The organism is Actinoplanes sp. NBRC 101535, from assembly GCF_030269225.1.
GTDB classification, from domain to species: domain Bacteria; phylum Actinomycetota; class Actinomycetes; order Mycobacteriales; family Micromonosporaceae; genus Actinoplanes; species Actinoplanes rectilineatus.
Map to the genome: position 1 here is coordinate 204066 of NZ_BSSY01000002.1, position 25377 is coordinate 229442.

41 protein-coding genes and 1 riboswitch are annotated in these 25377 nt (G+C 68.8%); of the genes, 40 read left to right on the forward strand and 1 reads right to left on the reverse strand.

What is annotated here, in order from left to right; genetic code table 11:
- The first annotated feature begins 3 nt into the window (after positions 1 to 3).
- From rplC to truA, 32 genes are all read left to right on the forward strand, one after another.
- Positions 4 to 657, forward strand: coding sequence for a 50S ribosomal protein L3 (gene rplC / locus QSK32_RS05900; RefSeq protein WP_045745032.1), 654 nt, complete (start codon positions 4 to 6; stop codon positions 655 to 657).
- Positions 654 to 1301 (forward strand): 50S ribosomal protein L4, encoded by a 648-nt coding sequence (gene rplD, locus QSK32_RS05905; protein ID WP_045745033.1) that lies wholly within the window; start codon positions 654 to 656, stop codon positions 1299 to 1301. Before rplC ends, rplD begins: the two co-directional genes overlap by 4 nt.
- Complete coding sequence (gene rplW, locus QSK32_RS05910) at positions 1298 to 1600, forward strand: 50S ribosomal protein L23 (protein ID WP_045745034.1); 303 nt, start codon at positions 1298 to 1300, stop codon at positions 1598 to 1600. Before rplD ends, rplW begins: the two co-directional genes overlap by 4 nt.
- 14 nt (positions 1601 to 1614) lie before the next feature.
- A complete protein-coding gene (rplB, locus tag QSK32_RS05915; protein WP_045745035.1) occupies positions 1615 to 2454 on the forward strand; it encodes a 50S ribosomal protein L2 in 840 nt (279 codons plus the stop codon).
- A gap of 13 nt (positions 2455 to 2467) precedes the next feature.
- Positions 2468 to 2749 carry a 30S ribosomal protein S19 gene (gene rpsS / locus QSK32_RS05920; protein WP_045745036.1) on the forward strand — a complete coding sequence of 94 codons (282 nt, stop codon included), beginning with the start codon at positions 2468 to 2470 and terminating at the stop codon, positions 2747 to 2749.
- 37 nt (positions 2750 to 2786) lie between these two features.
- The gene (rplV, locus tag QSK32_RS05925) at positions 2787 to 3245 is read left to right on the forward strand and encodes a 50S ribosomal protein L22 (RefSeq protein ID WP_045745037.1); all 459 of its coding nucleotides are present in this window, start codon (positions 2787 to 2789) and stop codon (positions 3243 to 3245) included.
- Positions 3245 to 4075: a 30S ribosomal protein S3 gene (rpsC, locus tag QSK32_RS05930; RefSeq protein WP_045745038.1), complete on the forward strand. Its 831-nt coding sequence runs from the start codon at positions 3245 to 3247 to the stop codon at positions 4073 to 4075. Before rplV ends, rpsC begins: the two co-directional genes overlap by 1 nt.
- Before the next feature lie 3 nt (positions 4076 to 4078).
- The gene (gene rplP / locus QSK32_RS05935; RefSeq protein WP_014440729.1) at positions 4079 to 4504 is read left to right on the forward strand and encodes a 50S ribosomal protein L16; all 426 of its coding nucleotides are present in this window, start codon (positions 4079 to 4081) and stop codon (positions 4502 to 4504) included.
- Positions 4504 to 4737, forward strand: a complete 234-nt coding sequence (gene rpmC / locus QSK32_RS05940) for a 50S ribosomal protein L29 (protein ID WP_045745039.1) — start codon at positions 4504 to 4506, stop codon at positions 4735 to 4737. The genes rplP and rpmC overlap by 1 nt, the downstream gene beginning before the upstream one ends.
- A complete protein-coding gene (gene rpsQ, locus QSK32_RS05945) occupies positions 4734 to 5006 on the forward strand; it encodes a 30S ribosomal protein S17 (protein WP_045745040.1) in 273 nt (90 codons plus the stop codon). The genes rpmC and rpsQ overlap by 4 nt, the downstream gene beginning before the upstream one ends.
- 95 nt (positions 5007 to 5101) lie before the next feature.
- Positions 5102 to 5470 (forward strand): 50S ribosomal protein L14, encoded by a 369-nt coding sequence (gene rplN, locus QSK32_RS05950; RefSeq protein ID WP_015619002.1) that lies wholly within the window; start codon positions 5102 to 5104, stop codon positions 5468 to 5470.
- A complete protein-coding gene (rplX, locus tag QSK32_RS05955; RefSeq protein ID WP_157411253.1) occupies positions 5467 to 5787 on the forward strand; it encodes a 50S ribosomal protein L24 in 321 nt (106 codons plus the stop codon). Before rplN ends, rplX begins: the two co-directional genes overlap by 4 nt.
- A complete protein-coding gene (rplE, locus tag QSK32_RS05960) occupies positions 5787 to 6356 on the forward strand; it encodes a 50S ribosomal protein L5 (RefSeq protein WP_045745042.1) in 570 nt (189 codons plus the stop codon). Before rplX ends, rplE begins: the two co-directional genes overlap by 1 nt.
- Before the next feature lie 2 nt (positions 6357 to 6358).
- Entirely contained in the window at positions 6359 to 6544 is a 186-nt protein-coding gene (locus QSK32_RS05965; protein ID WP_014440734.1) for a type Z 30S ribosomal protein S14, read from the forward strand.
- A 76-nt stretch (positions 6545 to 6620) separates the two neighbouring features.
- Entirely contained in the window at positions 6621 to 7028 is a 408-nt protein-coding gene (gene rpsH / locus QSK32_RS05970; protein WP_045745043.1) for a 30S ribosomal protein S8, read from the forward strand.
- A 14-nt stretch (positions 7029 to 7042) separates the two neighbouring features.
- Entirely contained in the window at positions 7043 to 7582 is a 540-nt protein-coding gene (gene rplF / locus QSK32_RS05975; RefSeq protein ID WP_045745044.1) for a 50S ribosomal protein L6, read from the forward strand.
- Positions 7579 to 7974, forward strand: coding sequence for a 50S ribosomal protein L18 (rplR, locus tag QSK32_RS05980; RefSeq protein ID WP_045745045.1), 396 nt, complete (start codon positions 7579 to 7581; stop codon positions 7972 to 7974). Before rplF ends, rplR begins: the two co-directional genes overlap by 4 nt.
- A 13-nt stretch (positions 7975 to 7987) precedes the next feature.
- Positions 7988 to 8611, forward strand: a complete 624-nt coding sequence (gene rpsE / locus QSK32_RS05985) for a 30S ribosomal protein S5 (RefSeq protein WP_014440738.1) — start codon at positions 7988 to 7990, stop codon at positions 8609 to 8611.
- Positions 8611 to 8793 (forward strand): 50S ribosomal protein L30, encoded by a 183-nt coding sequence (gene rpmD, locus QSK32_RS05990; protein ID WP_045745046.1) that lies wholly within the window; start codon positions 8611 to 8613, stop codon positions 8791 to 8793. Before rpsE ends, rpmD begins: the two co-directional genes overlap by 1 nt.
- A complete protein-coding gene (gene rplO, locus QSK32_RS05995) occupies positions 8793 to 9242 on the forward strand; it encodes a 50S ribosomal protein L15 (protein ID WP_045745047.1) in 450 nt (149 codons plus the stop codon). The genes rpmD and rplO overlap by 1 nt, the downstream gene beginning before the upstream one ends.
- 546 nt (positions 9243 to 9788) lie before the next feature.
- Positions 9789 to 11129, forward strand: a complete 1341-nt coding sequence (gene secY, locus QSK32_RS06000) for a preprotein translocase subunit SecY (RefSeq protein WP_045745072.1) — start codon at positions 9789 to 9791, stop codon at positions 11127 to 11129.
- A gap of 74 nt (positions 11130 to 11203) precedes the next feature.
- Positions 11204 to 11857 (forward strand): adenylate kinase, encoded by a 654-nt coding sequence (locus tag QSK32_RS06005; RefSeq protein WP_045745048.1) that lies wholly within the window; start codon positions 11204 to 11206, stop codon positions 11855 to 11857.
- Between the two features lies 1 nt (position 11858).
- On the forward strand, positions 11859 to 12692 hold the full coding sequence (map, locus tag QSK32_RS06010; protein ID WP_285471400.1) for a type I methionyl aminopeptidase: 834 nt from the start codon (positions 11859 to 11861) through the stop codon (positions 12690 to 12692).
- Positions 12693 to 12786: 94 nt separating this feature from the next.
- Positions 12787 to 13218, forward strand: coding sequence for a DUF1707 SHOCT-like domain-containing protein (locus QSK32_RS06015; protein WP_285471401.1), 432 nt, complete (start codon positions 12787 to 12789; stop codon positions 13216 to 13218).
- A 236-nt stretch (positions 13219 to 13454) separates the two neighbouring features.
- Complete coding sequence (gene infA, locus QSK32_RS06020) at positions 13455 to 13676, forward strand: translation initiation factor IF-1 (RefSeq protein WP_007073013.1); 222 nt, start codon at positions 13455 to 13457, stop codon at positions 13674 to 13676.
- A gap of 50 nt (positions 13677 to 13726) precedes the next feature.
- The gene (gene rpmJ / locus QSK32_RS06025; RefSeq protein ID WP_014440745.1) at positions 13727 to 13843 is read left to right on the forward strand and encodes a 50S ribosomal protein L36; all 117 of its coding nucleotides are present in this window, start codon (positions 13727 to 13729) and stop codon (positions 13841 to 13843) included.
- Positions 13844 to 14011: 168 nt separating this feature from the next.
- Positions 14012 to 14392, forward strand: a complete 381-nt coding sequence (gene rpsM / locus QSK32_RS06030; protein ID WP_045745050.1) for a 30S ribosomal protein S13 — start codon at positions 14012 to 14014, stop codon at positions 14390 to 14392.
- A 17-nt stretch (positions 14393 to 14409) separates the two neighbouring features.
- Complete coding sequence (gene rpsK, locus QSK32_RS06035; RefSeq protein WP_014440747.1) at positions 14410 to 14817, forward strand: 30S ribosomal protein S11; 408 nt, start codon at positions 14410 to 14412, stop codon at positions 14815 to 14817.
- A gap of 13 nt (positions 14818 to 14830) precedes the next feature.
- The gene (gene rpsD / locus QSK32_RS06040; protein WP_045745051.1) at positions 14831 to 15457 is read left to right on the forward strand and encodes a 30S ribosomal protein S4; all 627 of its coding nucleotides are present in this window, start codon (positions 14831 to 14833) and stop codon (positions 15455 to 15457) included.
- Between the two features lie 96 nt (positions 15458 to 15553).
- Complete coding sequence (locus QSK32_RS06045; protein ID WP_014440749.1) at positions 15554 to 16576, forward strand: DNA-directed RNA polymerase subunit alpha; 1023 nt, start codon at positions 15554 to 15556, stop codon at positions 16574 to 16576.
- A 34-nt stretch (positions 16577 to 16610) separates the two neighbouring features.
- Positions 16611 to 17177 (forward strand): 50S ribosomal protein L17, encoded by a 567-nt coding sequence (gene rplQ / locus QSK32_RS06050; protein WP_045745052.1) that lies wholly within the window; start codon positions 16611 to 16613, stop codon positions 17175 to 17177.
- 122 nt (positions 17178 to 17299) lie between these two features.
- Positions 17300 to 18124, forward strand: a complete 825-nt coding sequence (gene truA, locus QSK32_RS06055) for a tRNA pseudouridine(38-40) synthase TruA (protein ID WP_285471402.1) — start codon at positions 17300 to 17302, stop codon at positions 18122 to 18124.
- Between the two features lie 21 nt (positions 18125 to 18145).
- Here truA and QSK32_RS06060 read toward each other — a convergent pair whose 3' ends face one another.
- Positions 18146 to 18931, reverse strand: a complete 786-nt coding sequence (locus tag QSK32_RS06060) for a hypothetical protein (RefSeq protein ID WP_045745054.1) — start codon at positions 18929 to 18931, stop codon at positions 18146 to 18148.
- Positions 18932 to 19026: 95 nt separating this feature from the next.
- Between QSK32_RS06060 and QSK32_RS06065 the strand changes: the two genes are divergently transcribed.
- The 8 genes from QSK32_RS06065 to thiD all read left to right on the forward strand — a co-directional run bounded on the left by QSK32_RS06065 (position 19027) and on the right by thiD (position 25323).
- Positions 19027 to 19644 carry a class I SAM-dependent methyltransferase gene (locus QSK32_RS06065; RefSeq protein ID WP_285471403.1) on the forward strand — a complete coding sequence of 206 codons (618 nt, stop codon included), beginning with the start codon at positions 19027 to 19029 and terminating at the stop codon, positions 19642 to 19644.
- 29 nt (positions 19645 to 19673) lie between these two features.
- Positions 19674 to 21320: an ABC-F family ATP-binding cassette domain-containing protein gene (locus QSK32_RS06070; protein ID WP_285471404.1), complete on the forward strand. Its 1647-nt coding sequence runs from the start codon at positions 19674 to 19676 to the stop codon at positions 21318 to 21320.
- Positions 21321 to 21358: 38 nt separating this feature from the next.
- Positions 21359 to 21469, forward strand: a riboswitch (TPP riboswitch).
- On the forward strand, positions 21463 to 22047 hold the full coding sequence (locus QSK32_RS06075) for a thiamine phosphate synthase (protein WP_285471405.1): 585 nt from the start codon (positions 21463 to 21465) through the stop codon (positions 22045 to 22047). It overlaps the preceding riboswitch by 7 nt.
- Complete coding sequence (gene thiO, locus QSK32_RS06080; protein ID WP_045745057.1) at positions 22044 to 23057, forward strand: glycine oxidase ThiO; 1014 nt, start codon at positions 22044 to 22046, stop codon at positions 23055 to 23057. Before QSK32_RS06075 ends, thiO begins: the two co-directional genes overlap by 4 nt.
- Positions 23048 to 23248: a sulfur carrier protein ThiS gene (gene thiS / locus QSK32_RS06085; protein ID WP_045745058.1), complete on the forward strand. Its 201-nt coding sequence runs from the start codon at positions 23048 to 23050 to the stop codon at positions 23246 to 23248. The genes thiO and thiS overlap by 10 nt, the downstream gene beginning before the upstream one ends.
- 1 nt (position 23249) lies before the next feature.
- Positions 23250 to 23999: a thiazole synthase gene (locus QSK32_RS06090; RefSeq protein ID WP_045745059.1), complete on the forward strand. Its 750-nt coding sequence runs from the start codon at positions 23250 to 23252 to the stop codon at positions 23997 to 23999.
- Complete coding sequence (locus QSK32_RS06095; protein WP_045745060.1) at positions 23993 to 24559, forward strand: thiamine phosphate synthase; 567 nt, start codon at positions 23993 to 23995, stop codon at positions 24557 to 24559. The genes QSK32_RS06090 and QSK32_RS06095 overlap by 7 nt, the downstream gene beginning before the upstream one ends.
- A complete protein-coding gene (gene thiD, locus QSK32_RS06100; RefSeq protein WP_285471406.1) occupies positions 24556 to 25323 on the forward strand; it encodes a bifunctional hydroxymethylpyrimidine kinase/phosphomethylpyrimidine kinase in 768 nt (255 codons plus the stop codon). The genes QSK32_RS06095 and thiD overlap by 4 nt, the downstream gene beginning before the upstream one ends.
- Positions 25324 to 25377 lie beyond the last annotated feature (54 nt).

The window sequence follows — 25377 nt, forward strand, 5'->3', positions numbered from 1 at the left end:
CAAATGGACAGGCAAGTTAAGGGGATCCTGGGCGCCAAGCTCGGCATGACCCAGGTCTGGGACAACAACAAGGTCGTCCCGGTAACCGTGGTGCAGGCCGGCCCGTGCGTCGTGACCCAGGTCCGCACCGATGAGAAGGACGGCTACGCCGCAGTCCAGCTCGCTTACGGCTCGATTGACCCCCGCAAGGTCAGCAAGCCGAAGAACGGGCACTTCGCGAAGGCGGGCGTTTCGCCCCGTCGGCACGTCGTTGAGCTGCGCACCGTCGACGCGAGCGAGTACGAGCTCGGCCAGGAAGTCACCGTGGACGCGTTCCCGGTCGGTGCGCCGATCGACGTCACCGGCAAGACCAAGGGCAAGGGCTACGCCGGCGTCATGAAGCGTCACGGCTTCCACGGCCTGCGCGCCAGCCACGGTGTCGAGCGCAAGCACCGCTCGCCCGGCTCGATCGGCGCCTGCGCGACCCCCGGTCGCGTCTTCAAGGGTGTCCGGATGGCCGGCCGTATGGGTGGCAACCGCTTCACCGTGCAGAACCTGACGATCCAGGCGGTCGACACCGAGCGCAACCTGATCCTGGTCCGCGGCGCGGTGCCCGGCCCCAAGGGTGGGCTCATCCTGGTCCGTACCGCGGCGAAGAAGAAGGGCGGTGCCAAGTGAGCTCGGTTGACGTGATCAACGCCGAGGGCGCCAAGACCGGCTCCGTCGAGCTTCCCGCCAGCGTCTTCGACGTCCAGGCGAACATCCCGCTGATGCACCAGGTCGTCGTGGCGCAGCTCGCCGCGGCCCGCCAGGGCACGCACAAGGCGAAGTCGCGCGGCGAGGTCGCCGGCGGCGGCAAGAAGCCTTACAAGCAGAAGGGCACCGGTCGCGCCCGCCAGGGCTCGATCCGCGCGCCGCAGTTCACCGGCGGTGGCGTCGTGCACGGTCCCGTGCCGCGCGACTACAGCCAGCGGACCCCCAAGAAGATGAAGGCCGCCGCTCTGCGTGGCGCCCTCTCGGACCGGGCCCGTGACGGCCGCCTGCACGTGGTCGAGTCGTTCGTCACCGGCGAGAAGCCGTCGACGAAGGCCGCGATCGCGACGCTGCGCAAGGTCGCACAGACCACCAAGGTCCTCGTCGTGCTGGACAGCCAGGACGAGCTGAACTGGGTGTCGCTGCGCAACGAGCCGACGGTGCACCTCATCGAGTCCGGCCAGCTGAACACGTACGACGTGCTGGTCGCCGACGAGATCGTCTTCACCAAGGTCGCGCTCGACGAGTTCCTGGGCGGCTCCGAGAAGTCCGAGGAGGGCGACAAGTGAGCACGATCGCCGACCCGCGCGACGTCATCGTCGCTCCGGTGGTCTCCGAGAAGAGCTACAGCCTGCTCGACGCGAACTGGTACTCGTTCCAGGTTCACCCGGACGCGAACAAGACGCAGATCAAGATCGCTATTCAGCAGATCTTCAACGTCCGCGTGCTGACCGTGAACACCGCGAACCGCGAGGGCAAGCGCAAGCGCACCAAGACCGGTTGGGGTCAGCGCAAGGCAACCAAGCGCGCGATGGTCAAGCTGGCTGACGGTGACCGTATCGAGGCCTTCGGCGGCCCGGTCAGCTAAGGGGTTTGTGAATCATGGGAATCCGTAAGTACAAGCCGACCACGCCGGGCCGTCGCGGCTCCAGCGTCGCCGACTTCGCCGAGATCACCCGGTCGACGCCGGAGAAGTCTCTGCTGGTTCCGCTGCCCAAAAAGGGTGGTCGCAACGTCCACGGCCGCATCACCACGCGGCACCAGGGCGGTGGCCACAAGCGGCAGTACCGGCTCATCGACTTCAAGCGCAACGACAAGGACGGCGTGCCGGCCAAGGTCGCTCACATCGAGTACGACCCCAACCGCACGTCCCGCATCGCGCTGCTGCACTACCTCGACGGCGAGAAGCGCTACATCCTCGCCCCGAAGGACCTGAAGCAGGGCGACCGCGTCGAGTCGGGCGTGGGCGCGGACATCAAGCCGGGCAACAACCTGCCCCTGCGCAACATCCCGGTCGGTACGACGATCCACGGTGTGGAGCTTCGTCCCGGCGGCGGCGCCAAGCTGGCCCGTTCGGCCGGCGTCGGCATCCAGCTGCTCGGCCGTGAGGGCGCGTACGCCACGCTGCGTATGCCCTCCGGTGAGATCCGTCGCGTCGACATCCGCTGCCGGGCGACCGTCGGCGAGATCGGCAACGCCGAGCAGTCGAACATCAACTGGGGTAAGGCCGGCCGTATGCGGTGGAAGGGCAAGCGCCCGACCGTCCGTGGTGTCGCCATGAACCCCGTCGACCACCCGCACGGCGGTGGTGAGGGTAAGACCTCCGGTGGTCGCCACCCGGTCAACCCGGCTGGTAAGCCGGAGGGCCGTACCCGCCGCAAGGGCCAGGAGAGCGACAAGCTGATCGTTCGCCGCCGCTACGCAACCCGCAAGCGCGGGTAACGGGAGTTAAAAGATGCCTCGCAGCCTGAAGAAGGGCCCGTTCATCGACGACCACCTCCTCAAGAAGGTGGAAGTCCAGAACGAGAAGAACTCGAAGAACGTCATCAAGACGTGGTCGCGCCGCTCGACGATCATCCCCGACATGCTCGGGCACACGATCGCCGTGCACGACGGCCGCAAGCACGTCCCGGTGTTCGTCACTGAGGCGATGGTCGGGCACAAGCTCGGCGAGTTCGCTCTGACCCGCACGTTCAAGGGTCACGAGAAGGACGACCGCAAGAGCCGTCGGCGCTAAGCAGATACACGGATCAGAGGATTTAGGAGCTACAGCGATGCCAGTTAAGGGCGACGCTCCGGTGCTTCCGGGCGCGCGGGCGATTGCGCGACACGTGCGCATCTCGCCGAACAAGGCGCGCCGGGTGGTCAACCTCGTCCGCGGTCTGCCCGCGAAGGAGGCGCTCACCGTTCTGCAGTTCGCACCGCAGGCCGCCAGCGAGCAGGTCTACAAGGTGCTCGCCAGCGCCATCGCGAACGCGGAGAACAACGAGCGGCTCGACCCCGACGCACTCCTCGTGAGTGAGGCGTTCGTCGACGAGGGCCCCACGCTGAAGCGTTTCCGTCCGCGGGCCCAGGGCCGCGCGTACCGGATCCGCAAGCGCACCAGTCACATCACCATTGCGGTCGAGGCGGTCCAGGTGGCCCGCCCGGCGAAGAAGACCGCGGCTAAGAAGGCGTCCAAGCCGGCTGAGCCGCAGGCTGCCGAGTCCCAGAGCACGGAGGGTGCCGAGTAATGGGTCAGAAGGTTCACCCCACCGGGTTCCGTCTCGGCATCTCCACCGACTGGCGGAGCCGCTGGTTCGCGGACAAGCTCTACAAGGACTACATCGGCGAGGACGTCAAGATCCGCCGCATGATGTCCAAGGGCCTCGAGCGCGCCGGCATCTCCAAGGTGGACATCGAGCGGACCCGTGACCGGGTTCGTGTCGACATCCACACCGCCCGGCCGGGCATCGTCATCGGCCGTAAGGGCCAGGAGGCCGACCGGATCCGCGGCGAGCTCGAGAAGCTCACCGGCAAGCAGGTCCAGCTGAACATCCTCGAGGTCAAGAGCCCCGAGTCGGATGCGCAGCTGGTGGCCCAGGGCGTCGCCGAGCAGCTGTCCTCCCGGGTCAGCTTCCGCCGGGCGATGCGTAAGGCCATGCAGTCCGCCATGAAGAACCCGATCTGCAAGGGCATCCGGGTTCAGGTCTCCGGCCGCCTCGGTGGCGCGGAGATGAGCCGCACGGAGTTCTACCGTGAGGGTCGCGTTCCGCTGCACACGCTGCGGGCCAACATCGAGTACGGCTTCTTCGAGGCCCGTACCACGTTCGGCCGCATCGGCGTGAAGGTCTGGATCTACAAGGGCGACGCCGTTCCGGGTCGCGAGGTCGTCACCGAGGCTCCCGCGCGTCCGCGCCGGGACCGCGGCGACCGTCCCGAGCGCCCGCGTCGTGGCCGTTCCGGTTCGTCCGGCACGACCGCCGGCGGGACCGAGGCCGGCCGCGCTGCTCAGCAGGCCGCGGCGACCGCAGACAACACCGCCGCTGCTCCGGCTGCGGCTGAAACGCAGCAGGAGGGCTGACCCGTGCTGATGCCCCGTAAGCCCCCGAAGGGCTTCCGGAAGCCGCACCACCCGGACCGCAGCGGCGCGTCCAAGGGCGGCAACCGAGTGGTCTTCGGCGAGTTCGGTATCCAGGCTCTGGAGCCGGCGTACGTGACGAACCGGCAGATCGAGTCGGCGCGTATCGCGATGACCCGTCACATCAAGCGTGGCGGCAAGGTCTGGATCTCGATCTTCCCGGACCAGGCCCTTACCAAGAAGCCTGCCGAGACCCGCATGGGTTCCGGTAAGGGTTCTCCCGAGTGGTGGGTGGCGAACGTCAAGCCGGGACGCATTCTCTTCGAGATGTCGTTCCCGAACGAGACGGTCGCGCGTGAGGCGATGCGCCGCGCGATCCACAAGCTCCCGATGAAGTGCCGCATCGTGACGCGCGAAGTGGGTGAAAGCTGATGGCAGCGGGCGTTAAGGCATCCGAGCTGCGCGAGTCCTCCGAAGAGGAGCTGATCGCGAAGCTGCGGGAGGCCAAGGCGGAGCTGTTCAACCTTCGTGTGCAGCGCGCGACCGGGCAGCTCGACAATCACCGTCGACTGCAGGTCGTCCGCAAGGACATCGCGAAGATCTACACGATCATGCGTGAGCGCGAGCTGGGGCTCTCGGTCGCGCCGGATGAGGTGACGGCATGAGCGAGAACGCTACTGAGCCGCGCGCCCAGCGCAAAGTGCGTGAGGGTCTCGTGGTCAGCGACAAGATGGACAAGACCGTCGTGGTCGAGGTCGAGGACCGCGTGAAGCACGCGCTGTACGGCAAGGTCATCCGCCGTACCCGCAAGCTGAAGGTGCACGACGAGCAGAACGCGGCGGGCATCGGCGACCGGGTTCTCCTGATGGAGACCCGTCCGCTCTCCGCCACCAAGCGGTGGCGGATCGTGGAGATCCTCGAAAAGGCCAAGTGAGTACGCTGGGCCGGTTACGGCCGGCCCAGCGGCCCACAGCGTTCCGCCAAGCTTCGGGCAAGGACCCGGAGAACTGGCAGACATAGGAGACAGACGTGATCCAGCAGGAGTCGCGACTGCGCGTCGCCGACAACACGGGTGCCCGGGAGATCCTGTGCATCCGGGTGCTCGGTGGCTCCGGTCGCCGTTACGCGAGCATCGGCGACGTCATCGTGGCCACGGTCAAGGACGCCATCCCCGGCGCTGGTGTGAAGAAGGGTGACGTCGTCAAGGCTGTCATCGTCCGCACCGCGAAGGAGAAGCGGCGTCCGGACGGCTCGTACATCCGCTTCGACGAGAACGCCGCCGTCATCATCAAGGACGGCGGGGACCCCCGCGGCACCCGCATCTTCGGCCCGGTCGGGCGCGAGCTGCGCGACAAGCGGTTCATGAAGATCATCAGCCTGGCGCCGGAGGTGCTCTGACCGTGAAGATCAAGAAGGGCGACACGGTCGTCGTCATCGCCGGCAAGGACAAGGGTGCCAAGGGCAAGGTCATTGCGGCCTTCCCGCGGCAGGACAAGGTCCTGGTCGAGGGCGTCAACCGGATCAAGAAGCACGAACGCATCCGCACCACCCAGCGTGGTTCGAAGACCGGTGGCATCGTCACCCAGGAAGCCCCCGTCCACATCTCGAACGTGCAGGTGCTGGACGACCAGGGCAAGCCGACGCGGATCGGCTACCGGATCGACGAGAGCGGCAACAAGGTCCGTATCGCGCGTACGACCGGTAAGGAACTCTGATGACTGCGGCTACCGAGACCAAGACGCTGCCGCGCCTCAAGGAGAAGTACCGCTCCGAGGTTGCGTCGGCCATCAACGAGCAGTTCAAGTACGACAACCCCATGCGTATCCCCGGCCTGGTCAAGGTCGTCGTGAACATGGGTGTCGGCGAGGCTGCCCGGGACGCCAAGCTGATCGACGGTGCGGTCCGTGACCTGACCACGATCACCGGTCAGAAGCCGCTGGTGCGGCGGGCGACCAAGTCGATCGCGCAGTTCAAGCTGCGTGAGGGCATGCCGATCGGCGCGAAGGTCACCCTTCGTGGCGACCGGATGTGGGAGTTCCTGGACCGGCTGCTGTCGATCGCCCTGCCGCGTATCCGTGACTTCCGTGGTCTGGACGGGCGCAAGCTGGACGGCCACGGCAACTACACCTTCGGCCTGACCGAGCAGTCGGTGTTCCACGAGATCGACCAGGACAAGATCGATCGTCCTCGGGGCATGGACATCACGGTGGTCACGACCGCCACGACTGACGACGAGGGCCGGGCGCTGCTCAAGCTCCTGGGCTTCCCGTTCAAGGAGAACTGAGCATGGCTAAGAAGGCGCTGATCATCAAGGCGGCCGCGAAGCCGAAGTTCGCCGTGCGTGCTTACACCCGCTGCCAGAAGTGCGGTCGTCCGCACTCGGTCTACCGCAAGTTCGGCCTCTGCCGGGTTTGCGTCCGGGACATGGCCCACCGCGGTGAGCTCCCCGGCGTGTCCAAGGCCTCCTGGTAACCGACTTAGTAATACCGCTTCGCCGTAGGCCTGGGGCCAACCCGGGAACCCCGGCGAGAAAGGTTGACGAATACCCATGACGATGACGGACCCGATCGCAGACATGCTCACGCGTCTGCGTAACGCCAACCAGGCGTACCACGACAAGGTGACGATGCCCTACTCGAAGATCAAGGCGAACATCGCCGAGGTCCTCAAGGCCGAGGGTTACATCGCCTCGTGGGCGGCTGAGGAGCCCGAGGAGGGCGCTGTCGGCAAGCGTCTGGTCGTTGAGCTCAAGTACGGCCAGAACCGTGAGCGCAGCCTCGCCGGCATCAAGCGCGTCTCGAAGCCTGGCCTGCGGGTTTACGCCAAGTCCGACGAGCTGCCCCGCGTGCTCGGTGGTCTCGGTGTCGCGATCATTTCGACGTCCCAGGGACTGCTGACCGACAAGCAGGCCCGCAAGCGGAGCGTTGGCGGGGAAGTCCTCGCCTTCGTCTGGTAACTGGAGACTTAGACATGTCGCGAATCGGACGTAAGTCGATCCCGGTGCCGGCCGGTGTCGACGTCACCATCACGGGGCAGACCATCAAGGTCAAGGGCCCCAAGGGCGAGCTCTCGCACACCGTCGCCGAACCGATCACGGTCGAGCAGGACGGCGCCGAGCTGCACGTCAACCGCCCCAACGATGAGCGTAAGGCCAAGGAACTCCACGGCCTCTCGCGTACCCTGGTCGCCAACATGATCCTGGGCGTCACCGAGGGCTACAAGAAGACGCTCGAGATCAACGGCACGGGTTACCGCGTCACGGCCAAGGGCAAGGACCTGGAGTTCGCTCTGGGCTTCTCGCACCCGGTCGTCGTGGTCCCGCCGGCGGGCATCACCTTCTCGGTGGAGAAGCCGACCCAGTTCACTGTGGCCGGCATCGACAAGCAGCTTGTCGGTGAGGTCGCCGCGAACATCCGTAAGGTCCGCCCGCCGGAGCCCTACAAGGGCAAGGGCGTCAAGTACCAGGGCGAGGTCATCCGCCGCAAGGCTGGAAAGGCAGGTAAGAAGTGACCGCCACGCTGCTCAAGCGCCGCAACGGCGGCGGGGTTGCCGCCACGCGTGCCGTCGGCAAGGCGCGTCGGCACTTCCGGGTCCGCAAGAACGTGCGGGGCACCGCCGAGCGTCCCCGCCTGGTCGTCACCCGTTCCGCGCGGCACATCACCGCGCAGATCATCGACGACCTCAAGGGCCACACGCTGGCTTCGGCCTCGACCCTCGACACCACGATCCGTGGCACCGAGGGCGACAAGAGCGCTCTTGCGGGCAAGGTCGGCGCCCTCCTGGGCGAGCGGGCCAAGGCCGCGGGCATTTCCAAGGTCGTCTTCGACCGCGGTGGCAACAAGTACGCGGGCCGGATCGCCGCGCTTGCGGACGCCGCCCGCGAAGCCGGACTCGAGTTCTAGGAGGAATTGACCAATGCCTGGTCAGCAGCGCCGAGGCGGCGGGTCCGGCGGTAACACCGAGGGTGGCAACCGCCGGGACAACCGCCGCGAGGGCGGCCGCGGCAACGCGCCCGTCGAGAAGACCCCGCACCTCGAGCGGGTCGTCGCGATCAACCGTGTCGCCAAGGTCGTCAAGGGTGGTCGTCGCTTCAGCTTCACCGCCCTGGTGATCGTCGGCGACGGTGACGGTACCGTCGGTATCGGTTACGGAAAGGCCAAGGAGGTGCCCGCGGCTATCGCCAAGGGTGTCGAAGAGGCCAAGAAGCACTTCTTCAAGGTTCCGCGCATCGGCGCGACCATCCCGCACCCGATCACGGGTGAGGCGGCGGCCGGTGTGGTCCTGCTCAAGCCGGCTTCCGCTGGTACCGGTGTCATCGCCGGTGGCCCGGTGCGTGCCGTGCTCGAGTGCGCGGGCATCCACGACATCCTGTCGAAGAGCCTGGGTTCCTCGAACCCGATCAACATCGTGCACGCCACGGTCGCGGCTCTGAAGGGTCTCGAGTCGCCGGAGAAGGTCGCGGCTCGCCGTGGCCTGCCGGTCGAGGATGTGGCGCCGGCTGCCATGCTGGCGGCGCGCGCGGAAGCGGCGGTGCGCTGATGGCCCGCTTGAAGGTCACCCAGATCCGGTCCGGGATCGGCCGTAAGTCGAACCAGCGGGACTCGCTGCGTTCGCTCGGTCTGAAGCGGATCAACGATGTGGTGGTCAAGGAGGACCGTCCCGAGATCCGGGGCATGATCTTCGTGGTGAACCACCTCGTCACTGTCGAGGAGGTCGAGTAATGGCGATCAAGGTCCACCACCTGCGCCCGGCGCCCGGTGCCAAGACCGCGAAGACCCGTGTGGGTCGCGGTGAGGGCTCCAAGGGCAAGACCGCCGGTCGCGGTACCAAGGGCACCGGAGCCCGCAAGAACGTCTCGGCGGCGTTCGAGGGTGGGCAGATGCCCATCCACATGCGCCTGCCGAAGATGAAGGGTCTGCGGAACAAGCCCCGCAACAAGGTCATCTTCCAGGTCGTCAACCTGGACCGTCTCGCCGAGCTGTTCCCCAGCGGTGGCGAGGTCGGCCCGGCGGAGCTGGTTCAGGCCGGCGCCGTCCGTAAGGGCCAGCCGGTCAAGGTGCTGGGCTCGGGCGAGCTGGGCGGCGTTTCGCTGACCATCTCGGCCCACGCGTTCAGCGAGTCGGCCAAGGAGAAGATCGCCGCAGCTGGTGGATCCGTCACCGAGCTGTAAGGCGTAAGCGGCATCGAGAGGCCGTGACACCGGGAGACCGGGGTCACGGCCTCTTCGCATGTCCCCTGGGGCGATCAGCGGCGTGTGCGTTTCCCGGACACTCGTGCGTTTCCCGGACAGTGGGGCGAACCGGTGACTCCGGGCATGCTGTGAAGGGGTCTGTGCGGCGCGTGAGGCGACGATTGCGGTCCGCCCCGTCCCCGGCACACAGGGGACGGAAAATTGCGGCACGGGCCACAGGAGGCGGTCGGCCGATTACAGCTCTTCGATCGAGCGATGTCGTACCGTAATGTGAGGCTGTCTCGGGCACGGGGGTGACCGGGCACGGTGGAGCATGGCTTCCCTTCGTGGCGTAAGCAAGCGGTGCGGCCACGAAGCGGGACAGTTGTGTTGTACTGGGACATCGGCTATACGGTGCCGGTGGTTGTGCTCTCGGCCTAGCTGATACAGTGCTCCGCTGGCGGCCTATACGGCTGCTAATGATGTGTGCCCGAAGTTTTTCCGGGAACCCGCAACCAGAGTGTGGCGACCACGCAGGAGGATCAGTTGTTGTCCGCCTTCTCGAGCGCGCTTCGGACGCCTGACCTGCGGAAGAAGCTACTCTTCACGGTAGCCATTATTGGGCTCTACCGGCTCGGTGCCACATTGCCCAGCCCCGGTGTGTCCTATGCCAACGTGCGTGAGTGCCTCAAGCTCACCGAGCAGTCCGGGAACCAGGTTCTGAACCTGCTGAACCTCTTCTCCGGCGGGGCTCTGCTCCAACTCTCGGTCTTCGCGCTGGGCATCATGCCGTACATCACGGCGTCGATCATCCTGCAGCTGCTGACCGTGGTCATCCCGCGTCTGGAGCAGCTCCGCAAGGAGGGCCAGTCCGGCCAGGCGAAGATCACGCAGTACACCCGCTACCTGACGCTGGGCCTCGCGGTTCTCCAGGCCTCCGCGTTCGTCGCGCTCGCGCGCACGGGCCAGCTGTTCGGCAACGTCTGCGACCAGGACAACCCGGCTTACCAGATCATCCCGGAGGAGACCGGTCTGCCGATGTGGCTGACCCTCACCGTCCTGGTGATGACGATGACCGCCGGCACCGGCATGGTCATGTGGCTCGGCGAGCTGATCACCGACCGTGGCGTCGGCAACGGCATGTCCGTCCTGATCTTCACCTCGATTGCGGCCCGCCTTCCCGGTGAGGGCTGGAGCATCAAGGAGACCAGCGGCACCAGCAAGTTCCTGCTGGTCATCGGTCTGGTTCTGGTCATCATCGCGCTGGTGGTCTTCATCGAGCAGGCGCAGCGGCGCATCCCGGTGCAGTACGCGAAGCGCATGATCGGCCGGCGGATGTACGGCGGCACCTCGACCTACATCCCGCTGAAGGTGAACCAGGCGGGTGTCGTCCCGGTCATCTTCGCCTCCTCGCTGCTCTACCTGCCGCAGCTGTACCTGCAGTTCTTCGACCAGAACAACCTGAACAAGTACCAGGTCTGGATCCAGAACTGGCTGGCCGACCCGACCAGCCCGCTCTACATCGGTGTCTACTTCCTCTTGATCATCTTCTTCACGTACTTCTACGTGTCGATCACGTTCAACCCGACTGAGGTCGCGGAGAACATGAAGAAGTACGGTGGGTTCGTGCCGGGTATCCGCCCGGGCAAGCCGACCGCTGACTACCTGGACTTCATCCTCAGCCGGATCACTCTTCCGGGTGCGCTCTACCTGGGTCTGATCTCGGTTCTGCCGAACTTCTTCTTCATCTGGCTGAATCAGCAGCAGTACCAGAACTTCCCGTTCGGTGGTACCGCTGTGCTGATCATGGTGGGTGTGGGTCTGGAGACCGTGAAGCAGATCGAGAGCCAGCTCATGCAGCGGAACTACGAAGGGTTCCTCCGGTAGTGGGGGCGCAGGGCCGCGGGGCTCTGGTGTCGATGGTGGGCGTGGCTTCTCCTTTCCGAAGCGAGGCGATGTAGGTGCGGCTGGTACTGGTGGGCCCTCCGGGGGCCGGCAAGGGGACCCAGGCTGAGTTCATCGCCGCCCATCTCGCCGTACCGAAGATCTCGACCGGGGACATCTTCCGGGCCAACGTGTCGCAGGGGACGCCGCTCGGCGTCGAGGCCAAGCGGTACATGGACGCCGGACAGCTGGTCCCGGACGAGGTCACCATCAACATGGTCCGCGACCGGCTCGCCGAGCCCGATGCCAGCGACGGTTTCCTGCTGGACGGGTTCCCGCGGACCGTTCCGCAGGCCTCGGCGCTGGACAAGCTGCTCGCCGACCTGGGCACGGCGCTGGACATCGTGATGGAACTCGTCGTCGACGACGACGAGGTCATCCGCCGGCTCTCCGGCCGGCGCACCTGCCGCGGCTGCGGCAAGATCTGGCACGTCGAGTTCGACCCGACGAGCAAGACCGACATCTGCGACCGCTGTGGCAGCGAGCTGTTCCAGCGCGACGACGACAAGGCTGAGACGATCGCGAACCGCCTGGTGGAGTACGCGGACAAGACCGCGCCGCTGGTCGACTTCTTCGGCGCTCAGGGCAAGCTGGTGGGTATCGACGCGACCGGCCCGGTGGAGGACGTCACCGTCCGCGCGATCGACGCTCTGCGTTCCTACGGCGGCTGAGATGGGTCGTCAGGAACTCAGCATCCAGCTCAAGACGCCGGAGCAGATCGGGCTCATGCGCGCTGCCGGCCTGGTCGTGGAGGCGGCGCTGACCGCGATGCGCGAGGCGGTCGCCCCGGGCGTCTCCACCGGAGACCTGGACGCGATCGCCGAGAAGGTGATCCGCGACCACGGTGCGGTCCCGTCGTTCAAGGGCTACCACGGCTTTCCGGCCTCGATCTGCGCGTCGGTGAACGAGCAGGTCGTGCACGGCATCCCGAGCCAGGAGCAGGTCCTCCGTGAGGGTGACCTGATCTCGCTGGACTGCGGCGCGATCCTGGAGGGCTGGCACGGCGACTCGGCGATCACCGTCGGCGTCGGCGAGACCGACCCGGCGCTGCTGAAGATGGCCGAGGTCGCCGAGGACGCGATGTGGGCCGGCATCGCCGCGGCGGCGCGGGGCGTCGCCAACGGCCGGGGCCGGCTCACCGACATCTCGTTCAACATCGAGAAGGTGATCCGCAAGGCGGGGCGGTACGGCATCGTGGACGGCTACGGCGGCCACGGCATCGGCACCGAGATGCACCAGGATCCGCACGTGCTCAACCACGGCAAGCCGGGCCGGGGCGTCCGGGTGATCGCGGGCATGGCCCTGGCGATCGAGCCGATGATCACGATGGGCTCGCCGCGGACGCTCGAACTCGAGGACGGCTGGACCGTGGTGACCCGGGACGGCTCCCGCGCGGCGCACGTCGAGCACACCATGGCGCTCCTGGAGGACGGCGTGTGGGTGACCACCGCCACCGACGGCGGCCGGGCCCGTCTCGGCGATCTGGTGACCGCGCGACAGCCCTAGGTGTTCCATGGGTGGGGTCCGGGGTTCCGGGCCGTCACCGGGGACGTGAGAGCGGCATAGGCGTCGGTGGTTCGTGCCTGGCATGCTGGTGCGCATGGGGCGTGAGGGGATGCGAGCCGGCGATCAGGACCGACAGCAGGTCGCGGATCAGCTGAAGAGCGCTCTCGACGAGGGCCGCCTGGACCTCGACGAGTATGACGAGCGGGTCCAGCGGGCCTACGCCGCACGGACGTATGGCGATCTGGACGGCCTGCTGGACGATCTGCCGGGCACGATCCCGGTGCGGGCCGCCCAGGTCGAGCCGGCCGCGCAGGCGCCGTCTCCGGTGGCCAAGGGTGGGCCGGACGCCCCGAGGAGATCCGGTGCCTCCGGGATGTTCGGCGTCTTCGTGATCTGCACCCTGGTCTGGGCGCTCACCAGCATGTCCTCGGGGGAGATGCAGTACTTCTGGCCGGGCTGGGTTCTGATCCCGCTGGTGCTCGCTGTCCTGGCGCACTTCAACAACCGGGGCAAACGCCACCACTGAGGCGATATCGTCATAGATGTCGAGTGCAGACACGCCCGAGTCCGGGTTGCGGAACCCTCGGTTTGGTGTCCTTGTCGTGGGCGCGTAGACTGGCTCGCTGGCGCACAGCGTCCTCTCCTTCATGTCCTCAAGCGCTTCGAGGACCGAGGGGGCCGCGGCTGGTCCGGGCTCTTTTCGAGCCCGGGGATGACGTTGTGAACGCCTACCCCAGATCCCGATGTCAGGTAGCGGAGGACATGCCAAAGAAAGACGGAGCCATCGAGATCGAAGGCCGAGTGATCGAGCCCCTGCCGAACGCAATGTTCCGCGTGGAGCTCGCTAATGGTCACAAGGTCCTGGCACACATCTCCGGCAAGATGCGGCAGCACTACATCCGCATCCTTCCCGAGGACAGGGTCGTCGTCGAGCTGTCGCCGTACGACCTGACCCGTGGGCGCATCGTCTACCGCTACAAGTAACGGGTCGCGGGGGATTCCACATCCCGTCTGACTGAGAGTTAAGGCAAACCGTGAAGGTCAAGCCGAGCGTCAAGCGGATCTGCAACAACTGCCGGGTCATCCGGCGGCACGGCCGGGTCATGGTCATCTGCAGCACTGACCCGCGCCACAAGCAGCGCCAGGGCTGACAAGCCTCCGCGCAGCAGGATCCGCACCACAGCACAAGCTCGTCCCCGCCGCAGTCTCACCTCCGGGTGAATCGCGGCGGCACCCCCGGTCGGAGGCCGGGGCCCGCCCGGGCAGGCGGGGTGGAACGGGCATAGACCTCCGAGTGAACCTGAGGAGTATGCCCACTTATGGCAAGACTCGTCGGCGTTGACCTCCCCCGCGAAAAGCGGATGGAGATCGCGCTCACCTACGTTTACGGGATCGGTCGCACCCGTGCCGTCGAGGCACTGACCGCTACCGCCATTGACCTGAACAAGCGCGCCAAGGACCTCACGGACGAGGAGCTGGTCCAGCTCCGCGACTACATCGAGTCCCACTTCAAGGTTGAAGGCGACCTGCGCCGCGAGGTCGCTGCGGATATCCGCCGCAAGGTCGAGATCGGCTGCTACGCCGGTATCCGTCACCGCAAGGGTCTGCCCGTCCGGGGCCAGCGGACCCGTACCAACGCTCGTACCCGTAAGGGTCCGAAGCGGACGGTCGCCGGTAAGAAGAAGCCCGGTCGGAAGTAATAGGAGCGCACTGACTTATGCCACCGAAGGCACGCGCAGGGGCCGCAGTCAAGAAGGTCCGGCGCAAGGAACGCAAGAACGTCGCCCACGGGCAGGCGCACATCAAGAGCACCTTCAACAACACCATCGTGTCGATCACCGACCCGACCGGTGCTGTCATCTCCTGGGCCTCGTCCGGCCAGGTGGGTTTCAAGGGCTCCCGCAAGTCGACTCCGTTCGCCGCGCAGCTGGCCGCCGAGGCCGCCGCTCGTCGGGCGATGGAGCACGGCATGCGCAAGGTCGACGTGTTCGTGAAGGGTCCCGGTTCTGGCCGGGAGACCGCCATCCGTTCGCTGCAGGCCGCCGGCCTCGAGGTCGGGCAGATCTCCGACGTCACGCCGCAGCCGCACAACGGATGCCGCCCGCCGAAGCGTCGCCGGGTCTAGGGGGAAGCTGAAGATGGCTCGTTACACAGGTGCGGACTGCAAGCGCTGCCGCCGCGAGAAGATGAAGCTGTTCCTCAAGGGCAGCAAGTGCGACGGGCCGAAGTGCCCGTTCGAGTCGCGTCCCTTCCCGCCCGGCCAGCACGGCCGTGGCCGGGTCAAGGAGACCGAGTACCTGCTGCAGCACCGCGAGAAGCAGAAGGCCCGTCGTGCGTACGGCGTGCTGGAGAAGCAGTTCCGCGGTTACTACGAGGAAGCCGTGAACAAGCCGGGTAAGACCGGTGAGGTTCTGCTGCAGATCCTCGAGACGCGTCTCGACAACGTCGTCTACCGGGCCGGTTACGCGCCGTCCCGTGACGCCGCCCGCCAGCTGGTCAAGCACGGCCACATGCTGGTGAACGGCAACAAGGTCGACATCCCGTCGTACCGCGTCAAGGAGCACGACATCGTCTCGGTCCGCGAGAAGTCGAAGGAGATGACCCCCTTCGTCGTCGCGCAGGCCCAGGCCGGCTCCCGGCCGGTTCCGGCTTGGCTGGAGCCGATCCCGAGCGAGATGAAGATCCTGATCCACACGCTCCCGGCCCGCGCTGTCATCGACACGCAGGTCCAGGAGCAGCTGATCGTCGAGCTCTACTCCAAGTAGCAGCTCTTCCAGAGGTGCCGGCCGGTCGGCCGGCACCTCTGGGGAATCAACGGACGGCCATCAAATAGCGGGTGGCCCGACAGAAGGAAGAACAGCGTGCTCATCAGCCAGCGGCCGACCCTCTCGGAGGAGTCGCTCAGCGAGACCCGTTCCCGGTTCACCATCGAACCGCTGGAGCCGGGCTTCGGCTACACCCTCGGCAACTCGCTGCGGCGGACCCTGCTGTCGTCCATCCCGGGCGCGGCGGTCACCAGCATCAAGATCGACGGCGTGCTGCACGAGTTCACCACCATCCCCGGTGTCAAGGAGGATGTGGTCGAGCTCGTCATGAACGTCAAGGAGCTCACCGTCAGCTCCGAGCACGACGAGCCGGTCAGCATGTACCTGCGCAAGCAGGGCCCGGGCGACGTCACCGCCGGTGACATCCAGCCCCCGGCCGGTGTGTCCGTGCACAACCCCGATCTGAAGCTGGCGACCCTGAACAGCAAGGGCCGGCTCGACATGGAGCTGACCGTCGAGCGTGGCCGTGGCTACGTCACGGCGGCGCAGAACAAGAGCGCCGGCGCCGAGATCGGCCGGATCCCGGTCGACTCGATCTACTCGCCGGTTCTCAAGGTCACCTACCGCGTCGAGGCGACCCGTGTCGAGCAGCGGACCGACTTCGACCGTCTGATCATCGACGTCGAGTCCAAGGCGTCGATCTCGCCGCGGACCGCGCTCGCGTCGGCCGGCTCGACCCTCGTCGAGCTGTTCGGCCTGTGCCGGGAGCTGGACGAGACCGCCGAGGGCATCGACATCGGCCCGTCGCCGCAGGACGCGCAGCTCGCTGCCGACCTGGCCCTGCCGATTGAGGAACTGGACCTGACCGTCCGGTCCTACAACTGCCTCAAGCGTGAGGGCATCAACAGCGTCGGTGAGCTGATCGGGCGCACCGAGGCGGACCTTCTGGACATCCGGAACTTCGGCCAGAAGTCCATCGACGAGGTCAAGATGAAGCTCGCCGGAATGGGCCTGGGCCTGAAGGACAGCGCGCCGTCCTTCGACCCCGCGCACGTCGTGGATTCGTTCGGCGACGTGGACTACGACACCGACGACTACCGCGAGACCGAGCAGCTGTAAGCTCGGCTGCCGCCACAACCAAGGAGCATCGGAAATGCCCACGCCCACCAAGGGTGCCCGCCTCGGCGGCAGCCCGGCGCACGAGAAGCTCATCCTGGCCAACCTGGCCACCGAGCTGTTCCGGCACGGGAAGATCAAGACCACCGAGACGAAGGCCCGCCGGCTGCGCCCGCTGGCCGAGCAGCTCATCACGAAGGCCAAGCGCGGCGACCTGCACGCTCGCCGTCGCGTCCTGGCGACCGTGAAGGACAAGGACGTCGTGTACGCCCTGTTCGAGCAGATCGCTCCGCGGTACACGAACCGTCCTGGTGGCTACACCCGGATCACCAAGACCGGCCCGCGCAAGGGTGACGCCGCTCCGATGGCCGTCATCGAGCTGGTCGAGGAGCTGCAGGTCGCGGCCGTCACCGGCCCGTCCAAGGAGGCCCGCAAGGCCGCCGCGCAGCAGGCCAAGGTCGAGGCTCTGGCCCCCGAGGAAGAGACGCCGAAGAGCGTCGACGCCGACACCGACGCCGACCAGGACGCCGAGGCTCCGGTCAGCGCGTCCGGTGACAAGGGCGCCGAGGGCGACAAGGTCGAGGGCGACGAGTCCAAGGCCTGAGTTCCACTTCGGTGAGGCCCGGCATCCTTCGGGGTGCCGGGCCTCATCTGTTTCACCAGCGGTATGAAGACGTACGGGCTGAGCACAGCGCCGTGGAGAACGGCCGAGGAGCGCGCTGCGGGATGACGGAAGCGATTCGCCTGCGACTGGACGTGTCGTACGACGGCGCCGAGTTCTCGGGATGGGCGGTACAACCGAACCGGCGGACCGTCGCGGGTGTCCTGGTCGAGGCGCTGCGACGTCTCCTGGGCGCCGAGCACGCGGAGACCCCGCTCGGGTTGACCGTCGCAGGGCGTACCGATGCGGGGGTGCACGCGACCGGTCAGGTCTGCCACATCGAGCTGCCGGTGGCGAAGTGGACGGAGCTGGAGGGCTCACTGCTGCGACGGCTGGCCGCCCTGATGCCCCCGGATGCCCGGGTCCGCGCGGTGACGCCGGTGCCGGAGACGTTCGACGCCCGGTTCTCGGCCACGTTCCGCCGGTACGAGTACCGCGTCTCCGACGTCCCGTCCGGGCCGGAGCCGTTGCGTCGCCACGACACCCTCGGCTGGCTGCGACCGCTCGACCTGGACCGTCTGAACGCCGCGGCCCGGGGTCTGCTCGGGGAGCACGACTTCGCCGCGTTCTGCAAGCGTAAGGAGCACGCCACCACGATCCGGGCGATCAACCGGCTGGAGTGGCGCCGGGATCCGGACGGGGTCTGTGTGGCGACGGTGCAGGCCGACGCGTTCTGCCAGGCCATGGTGCGCAGCCTGGTCGGCGCGATGCTGACGGTCGGCGACGGCCGTCGTGAGCCGGAGTGGCCGGCCAGGCTGCTCACCCTGCGGGAGCGGTCCAGTGAGGTGACCGTGGCCCCGGCGCACGGGCTGACCCTGATCGCGGTCGGTTACCCCGACCAGACCGAGTACGCGTCGCGCGCCGAGGCCACCCGCCGTCTGCGAGCCTGAGGCCCGCCGCTCGGTGACGGCTCAGCGGCTGCGGGCGCCCAGAACGGTCTCGCCGAGGTGCCCGTCGAGCAGCGTGGCGGTGATCCGGTCGACAGCCGCCCGGTCGGTCGCCGCCGGCTCGCCACCGGGCCCGGTGATCGCCCCGTAGAGCAGGTAGTGCCCCCGGACCCGCCAGACCACCGGTGTTCCCGGCGGGATCTCCGTGCCGGCCATCGCGGTGAAGCCGCCGTCTCCGGTCTCGACCAGGCGCCCGACCCGTTCGTCCACGCCGGCCGCGCCGCGTTCGTCGAGCAGGTTGAGGACGCCCGCGGTGACCCGGTGCCCGTCCGGTGCGGTCAGCTCGGCCCGGACCGCCTGTGAGCAGTCGGTGCCGGCGAGGACCACGCGGAGCGCGCCGGTGACCGCAGTGGTGCAGTCGGTCCGGACGTCGGTGGCGCCGACCACGAATCCGGCGGCACCGGTCGGGAAGACCTCGGTGGCGGTCAGCGGCACCGGGTCGGCGGTGCGGGACGCGATCAGCCGGTCGGCCCCTCCGGTGTCGTTGTCGCCGGTGGACGGTGCGCGTCGCTGGTCGGCGAACACGAGGATGCCCAGCATCACGCAGATGCCCAGCACGATCAGGGCGGCGAGGCCGCGGTTGAGCAGGTGGACGGTCTTGTCGGGCTCATGCCGCACGTGCCGTTGCGGCCGGGGCCGGACCCGTGGGCGGTAGCGGTGCTGACCGATGGGTCCGGGGAGCCTCACGAACAGGGCGAGGCCGGCGGGGGCGGCGCGATGGGCGGAGCGCGTCGGGGTGGCGTACCGCATCGCCCGAGGTTAGACGCGCACGACGATCTATTAACGCACAGTTTGTCCGGCACCCCGCCGTGCCGCCTGTCGTGGTGCGGCGGGAGACTGGCGGGGTGAGCGCCGACCACTACTTCACCGCCGAGCCGGGTGCCCCGCTGCGCCGGAGCGAGATCGAGTTCAGTGTCGCCGGGCGGGACTACCGCCTGGCCGTCGCGAACGGTGTCTTCTCCGCCGGACGGCTGGACCCGGGCACCGCCGTGCTGCTGCGCAAGGCCGACCTGCCCACCGCCGGTGTCGAGGGCACCTTCCTCGACCTCGGTTGCGGTTACGGCCCGATCGCCGCCGTGCTGGCCGTGGAGGCGCCGAAGGCGGTGATCTGGGCGGTCGACGTCAACTCCCGGGCTCGCGAGCTGACCGAGGAGAACGCGAAGGCACTGGAGGCGTCCGGCCGGATCCGGGTGGCCGCACCCGACGAGGTGCCGGACGACGTGGTCTTCGACGAGATCTGGAGCAACCCGCCCACTCACATCGGCAAGGCCGAGTTGCATGTGCTGCTGGAGCGCTGGATGCCCCGGCTCGCCCCGGAGGGCACCGCCTGGCTGGTGATCAACAAGCACCTGGGTGGCGACTCGCTGCACTCCTGGCTGGTCGCCCACGACTGGGACGTGCAGCGGGTGGCCAGTCAGAAGGGGTTCCGGGTGCTCCGGGTCACCCGAAATTCGGCTGACTGAGCGACGTCCGCCCAGGGAGGATGCCCGTCATGGGTTACGTGGATGTGGCCGGCGCCGGTTTTGTGCTCCCGGACGGCCGGGAGTTGTTCACCGACGTGTCGTTCCGGGTCGGTGAGGGCGCCAAGGTGGCGCTCGTCGGGCCGAACGGGGCGGGCAAGACCACGCTGATGCGGATGGTGGCGGGCGACATCCCGGCCCAGTCCGGGAGCATCGCGCGCTCCGGCGGGCTGGGTGTGATGCGCCAGTTCATCGGCATGATCGGCGACGACCGGACCCTCGAGGACCTGGCTCTGTCCCTGGTGGCGCCGGCGTTGAGCGCGGCGGGTGCGCGGCTGCGCGCGGCCGCCGCGGCCCTGGACGAGACCGAGAAGTCGCAGCTGGCCTACGCGAACGCGCTGACGCACTGGGGTGAGAGCGGCGGTTACGACGCCGAGGTGCTTTTCGACACCGTCTCGGTGGCCATCCTCGGCACGCCGTGGGACGAGGCCCGGGAGCGGATCGTGCGGACCCTCTCCGGCGGCGAGCAGAAGCGGTTCGCCCTCGATCTGCTCTTCCGGGGTGCCGACGAGGTGCTGCTGCTCGACGAGCCGGACAACTTCCTCGACGTTCCCGCGAAACGCTGGCTGGAGCAGCGGATGCGGGAGTCGTCGAAATCGGTGCTCTTCGTGTCGCACGACCGGGAGTTGCTGGCGCAGACCGCCGACCGGGTGGTGGCGGTGGAGGGCGGCGGCGCCTGGACCCATCCGGGCGGGTTCGCCTCGTGGCACGAGGCGCGCGGCGACCGCCACGACCGGATGGAGGAGACGCGCCGGCGCTGGGACGAGGAACACGAGAAGCTCAGGGAGCTGGTCTTCACCCTGAAGAACAAGGCGGCCTTCAACGACGGCCTGGCCTCGCGTTATCAGGCGGCGCAGACCCGGCTGCGCAAGTTCGAGGAGCCCGGGCCGCCGCCGCTGCCGCCCAAGGACCAGTCGCTGCGGATGAACCTGCGCGGTGGCCGCACCGCGAAGCGCGCCGTGATGTGTGAGCAGGTGGAGCTGGAGGGCCTGACGTTCCCGTTCGACCTGGAGATCTGGTATGGCGACCGGGTCGCGGTTCTCGGCGCGAACGGCACCGGCAAGTCGCACTTCCTGCGGCTGCTCGCGGCCGGTGGCACCGAGCCGGACGCCGAGCACAAGCCGGTCGACGGTGCGCCGTTGGCACACGTGGCGCATCAGGGCCGGGTTCGTCTCGGCGCACGGGTCCGGCCGGGCCACTTCTCGCAGACCCACGACCGTCCGGAGCTGCTGGAGAAGACACTCGTCGAGATCCTGTGGCGGGGTGACGAACATCGCTCCGGAGTGGACCGGGCGGGTGCGATGAAGGTCCTCAACCGCTACGAGCTGGCCGCCCAGGGTGATCAGCGTTTCGGGACTCTCTCCGGTGGCCAGCAGGCCCGGTTCCTGGTGCTGCTGCTCGAGCTCTCCGGCGCCACGGTGCTGCTGCTCGACGAGCCGACGGACAACTTGGACCTGGCGTCGGCGGAGGCGCTCGAGGAGGGCCTGAAGGCCTTCGAGGGCACCGTGATCGCGGTCACCCACGACCGCTGGTTCACCCGGTCCTTCGATCGTTTCGTGCTGTTCAACTCCGACGGTGAGGTCACCGAGGTGCCCGAGCCGGTCTGGGACGTGCGCTAGATTTTCGTCGCGGAGTCGGGTTATGGTCCGACTACAAACGAAAACCCCACGGGAGTCCGGGCACCGGGCTGAGAGGGGGGCTGATGCGGCCCCCGACCGTCGAACCTGATCCGGGTCATGCCGGCGCAGGGAGGAGTGCGTCATGCACGCATCTGTTTTTCCCCGTTTGCACGTCATCACCGATTCGCTGGACGTCGTCCGCGGGGCGGCGCAGCCCGGCGTCGCCGTCCAGATCCGGGTCAAGACCACCGATGCCCAGGCCTGGGCCCTGACCGTCGCCGCCGTCCGGCTCTGTCGCGAGGCCGGGGCGTTGTGCCTGGTGAACGACCGGGTGGGGGTCGCCCTGGCGGCCGGTGCGGACGGCGTGCACGTGGGCGCCGACGACCTGCCGGTCGAGGCCGTCCGCCGGGTGCTCGGCCCGGACGCGGTCGTGGGCGCCACCTGCCGGACCCCGGAGGCGGCCCGGACGGCCGTCGCGGCGGGCGCGAGCTATCTGGGTGTGGGACCGGCGTTCCCCACGTCCACCAAGGACGGACTGCCGCCGCCGCTCGGACCGGAGGGGGTGGCCGCGGTCGCGGCCGCCGTTCCCGGGACGCCGGTCGTGGCGATCGGCGGCATCACCGCGGAACGGCTGCCCCTGCCCGGGGTGCACGGCGTCGCGGCTGTCTCCGCCTTCGTGGCGGACCCGAAGGGAGCGGTCGCGCAGTTCCTGGCGGTGCTGTCGTGATCGCGGTGATCGGCGGCGGGATCATCGGCCTGTCGATCGCCCGCTCGTTGCGGGCGCGCGGCGCCGAGGTCACCGTCTACGACCCCGAGCCGGACGGGACCGGGGGCGCCTGGCACGTCGCGGCCGGGATGCTCGCCCCCGGCCGGGAGTCGGCCTTCGAACATCCGCGGCTGGAGAGCCTGCTGGAGGCGTCGCTCGCGCTGTGGCCGGAGTTCGCGGCGGGCCTGGGCGACGTCGGTTACGACACCACCGGCACGCTCGGGGTGGCGCTCACCGCGGACGACCACGTCGAAGCGGCCCGGGAGTGGCGGCACCAGAAGCTGCAGCCGCTGACCGGGTCGCAGGTCCGCGACCGGGAACCGGCGCTGTCACCCCGGATCCGGGCCGGCGTGCACGCCCCGCACGAGGTCCAGGCCGATCCCCGCAGGGTGGTCGCGGCACTGCGCCGCGCACTGGCCGGGCGGATCGTCGCCCGGCGGATCACCGACCTGGGCGAGGTGGCGGCGGACACCGTCGTGGTCGCCGCCGGATGCGGGACGGCAGCGCTCACCGGACTGCCGATCCGGCCGGTCAAGGGTCAGGTGCTGCGGCTGCGCGGCGAGCCGGGCCTGCTCCGGCACGTGATCGACGGATCGGCCGACGGGCGGCACGTCTATCTGGTGCCGCGTGCCGACGGCGAGATCGTGGTCGGTGCGACCCAGGAGGAACGCGGTGACTCCGCGGCCACCGCCGGCGGGGTGCACGACCTGCTGCGGGCCGCCCTCGACCTGGTTCCGGGACTCGCCGAGCACACGCTCACCGAGATCACCGTCGGGCACCGGCCGGGCACACCGGACAACGGGCCGCTCCTCGGACGGCTCGACGCACGGACGGTGGTGGCCGCCGGGCACCACCGCAACGGGATCCTGCTCGCGCCGATCACCGCGCGGCTCGTCGCCGACCTGGTGCTCACCGGCTCGGACGATCCCTTCCTCGACGACTTCGCACCCGGGAGGAACGGATGCGCGTGACGGTCAACGGGCGGCCGCAGAGCCGGCCCGACGGATGTTCGGTGGCGGCCCTGGTCGCGGAGATCACCGATGCGCACCGCGGGGTGGCGGTCGCGGTCAACGGCACGGTGGTGCCGCGGTCGACGTGGCCGGCGGTCGAGCTGGCCGACGGTGACCGGGTCGAGGTCCTCACCGCCTCGCAGGGCGGCTGACATGGGTGACTTCCTGCCCCCGAACGGGCTGATCCTCGGGACCGGCGGCGCGCAGAGCCTCGCGGTCCTGGAGGAGGCGATCCGGGTGTCGGAGACCACGCTGGTCACGGTGGCGCTGCGCCGGGTCGACGCGGCCGGCCCGGGACTGCTGCCGATGCTCGACCGGGCCGGTGTGCGGGTGCTGCCGAACACCGCCGGCTGCTACACCGCCGGTGACGCGGTGCGGACCGCACGGATGGCCCGGGAGGCGTTCGGCACCGACCTGATCAAGCTCGAGGTGATCGGCGACGAGCGGACCCTGCTGCCGGACGGCGTGGAGCTGCTGCGGGCGGCCGAGACCCTGGTGGCGGAGGGTTTCACGGTCCTGCCGTACACCACCGACGACCCGATCCTGGCCCGGCGTCTCGCCGACACCGGATGCGCCGCGGTGATGCCGGCCGGCTCGCCGATCGGTTCCGGTCTGGGCATCGCGAACCCGCACCACATCGAGCTGATCCGGCAGAGCGTGGACGTGCCGGTGGTGCTCGACGCCGGGATCGGCACCGCCTCGGACGCGGCTCTCGCCATGGAGCTCGGCTGCGACGCGGTGCTGATCGCCAGCGCGATCACCCGCTCGGACGACCCGCCGGCGATGGCCGCGGCGATGCGGCACGCGGTGGCCGCCGGACGGCTCGCCCGCGGAGCCGGGCGCATCCCGCGCCGGTTCCACGCGCTGGCGTCCACACCGGACGACGGGATCGCACGATGGTGACCCCGGGCGGGCTCGTCGTGCTCACCGACCGGAGATCCGCCGCCGGGCCGTTGACCGAGGTGGTCCGGGCCGCGGTCCGCGGAGGCGCCGGGTGGGTGATCCTGCGGGAGAGGGACCTGGGGTACGCGGACCGCACCGCCCTGGCCACGCGGCTCCGGTCGCTGCTGCCACCGCGGCGCCTGATCGTGGCCGGTGTGGACCCGCTGGGCGGCACCGCCGTGCACCTGACCGGAAGTGATCCGGTGCCGGACGGGGTGCCGCTGGTCGGCCGCTCCTGGCACGGCACCGAGAGCCTGTCCGGTGTGGACTACGTGACCGCGTCCCCGGTGTACCCGACCGAGTCCAAACCGGGGTACGGCCCGGCGATCGGGTTGACGTTCCGCCGCCCGGGTGTGCCGTGGCTGGCTCTCGGCGGGATCGACTCGGCGGACCGGGCGGCCGCGTGCGCCGTCGCCGGTGCGGCCGGGATCGCGGTGATGGGGGCGCTCATGCGGTCCGCGTCGCCGGAGGCCCTGGCCCGCACGCTGGTGGCCGGGTTCGTCCGGGGGAGCGGGTCGTGACACCGCCGGTGGTGCTGACCATCGCCGGCTCGGACTCCGGTGGCGGCGCGGGCATCCAGGCGGATCTGAAGACGTTCGCGGCACTCGGGGCGTACGGGACGTCGGTCCTGACGGCGATCACCGCGCAGAACACCCTCGGCGTGACGGCCATCCATCCGGTGCCGGCCGGGATCGTGGCGGCGCAACTGGACGCGGTGCTGTCGGACCTGCCGGTGGCCGCGGTCAAGGTGGGCATGGTGTCCGACCCGGCCGTCGCGGAGGTGATCGCATCCCGGGCCCGGGACCTGCCGAACCTGGTCGTCGACCCGGTACTGGTGGCTACCGCCGGCAGCCGGCTGGCGGATCCTGCGGTCGTCGGCGTGCTTCTGGCGTACGCCCACGTTCTGACACCGAACCGGCACGAGGCCGGTGCCCTCCTCGGCAGGGCGATCGAGACGGCCGGGGAGATGTTCGCGGCGGCGGCGGAACTGGCGGCGCTCGGGCCGCGCGCGGTGGTGGTGACCGGCAGCGAGACGGCGCTCGATGTGCTGCACGCCGGTGGGGTGGGTACGGCGCTGCCCGGTGAGCCGGTGCCGACCGGGAACAACCACGGTTCGGGGTGCACCTTCTCGTCGGCGGTCGCGGTGCGGCTGGCCGCGGGTGATCCGGTTCCGGTGGCGGTCGCGGCGGCGAAGGCGTATGTGCGCCGGGGTCTGCGCGGCGGTGGTTCGTGGCGGCTGGGCGCCGGTCCCGGGCCGCTTGATCACTTCGGCTGGTCGGTCTAGATCGTTCCTGCACGTCGCAGGGTGGCTTCTTGCGGCCGTAGCGTGCCGCTTTCA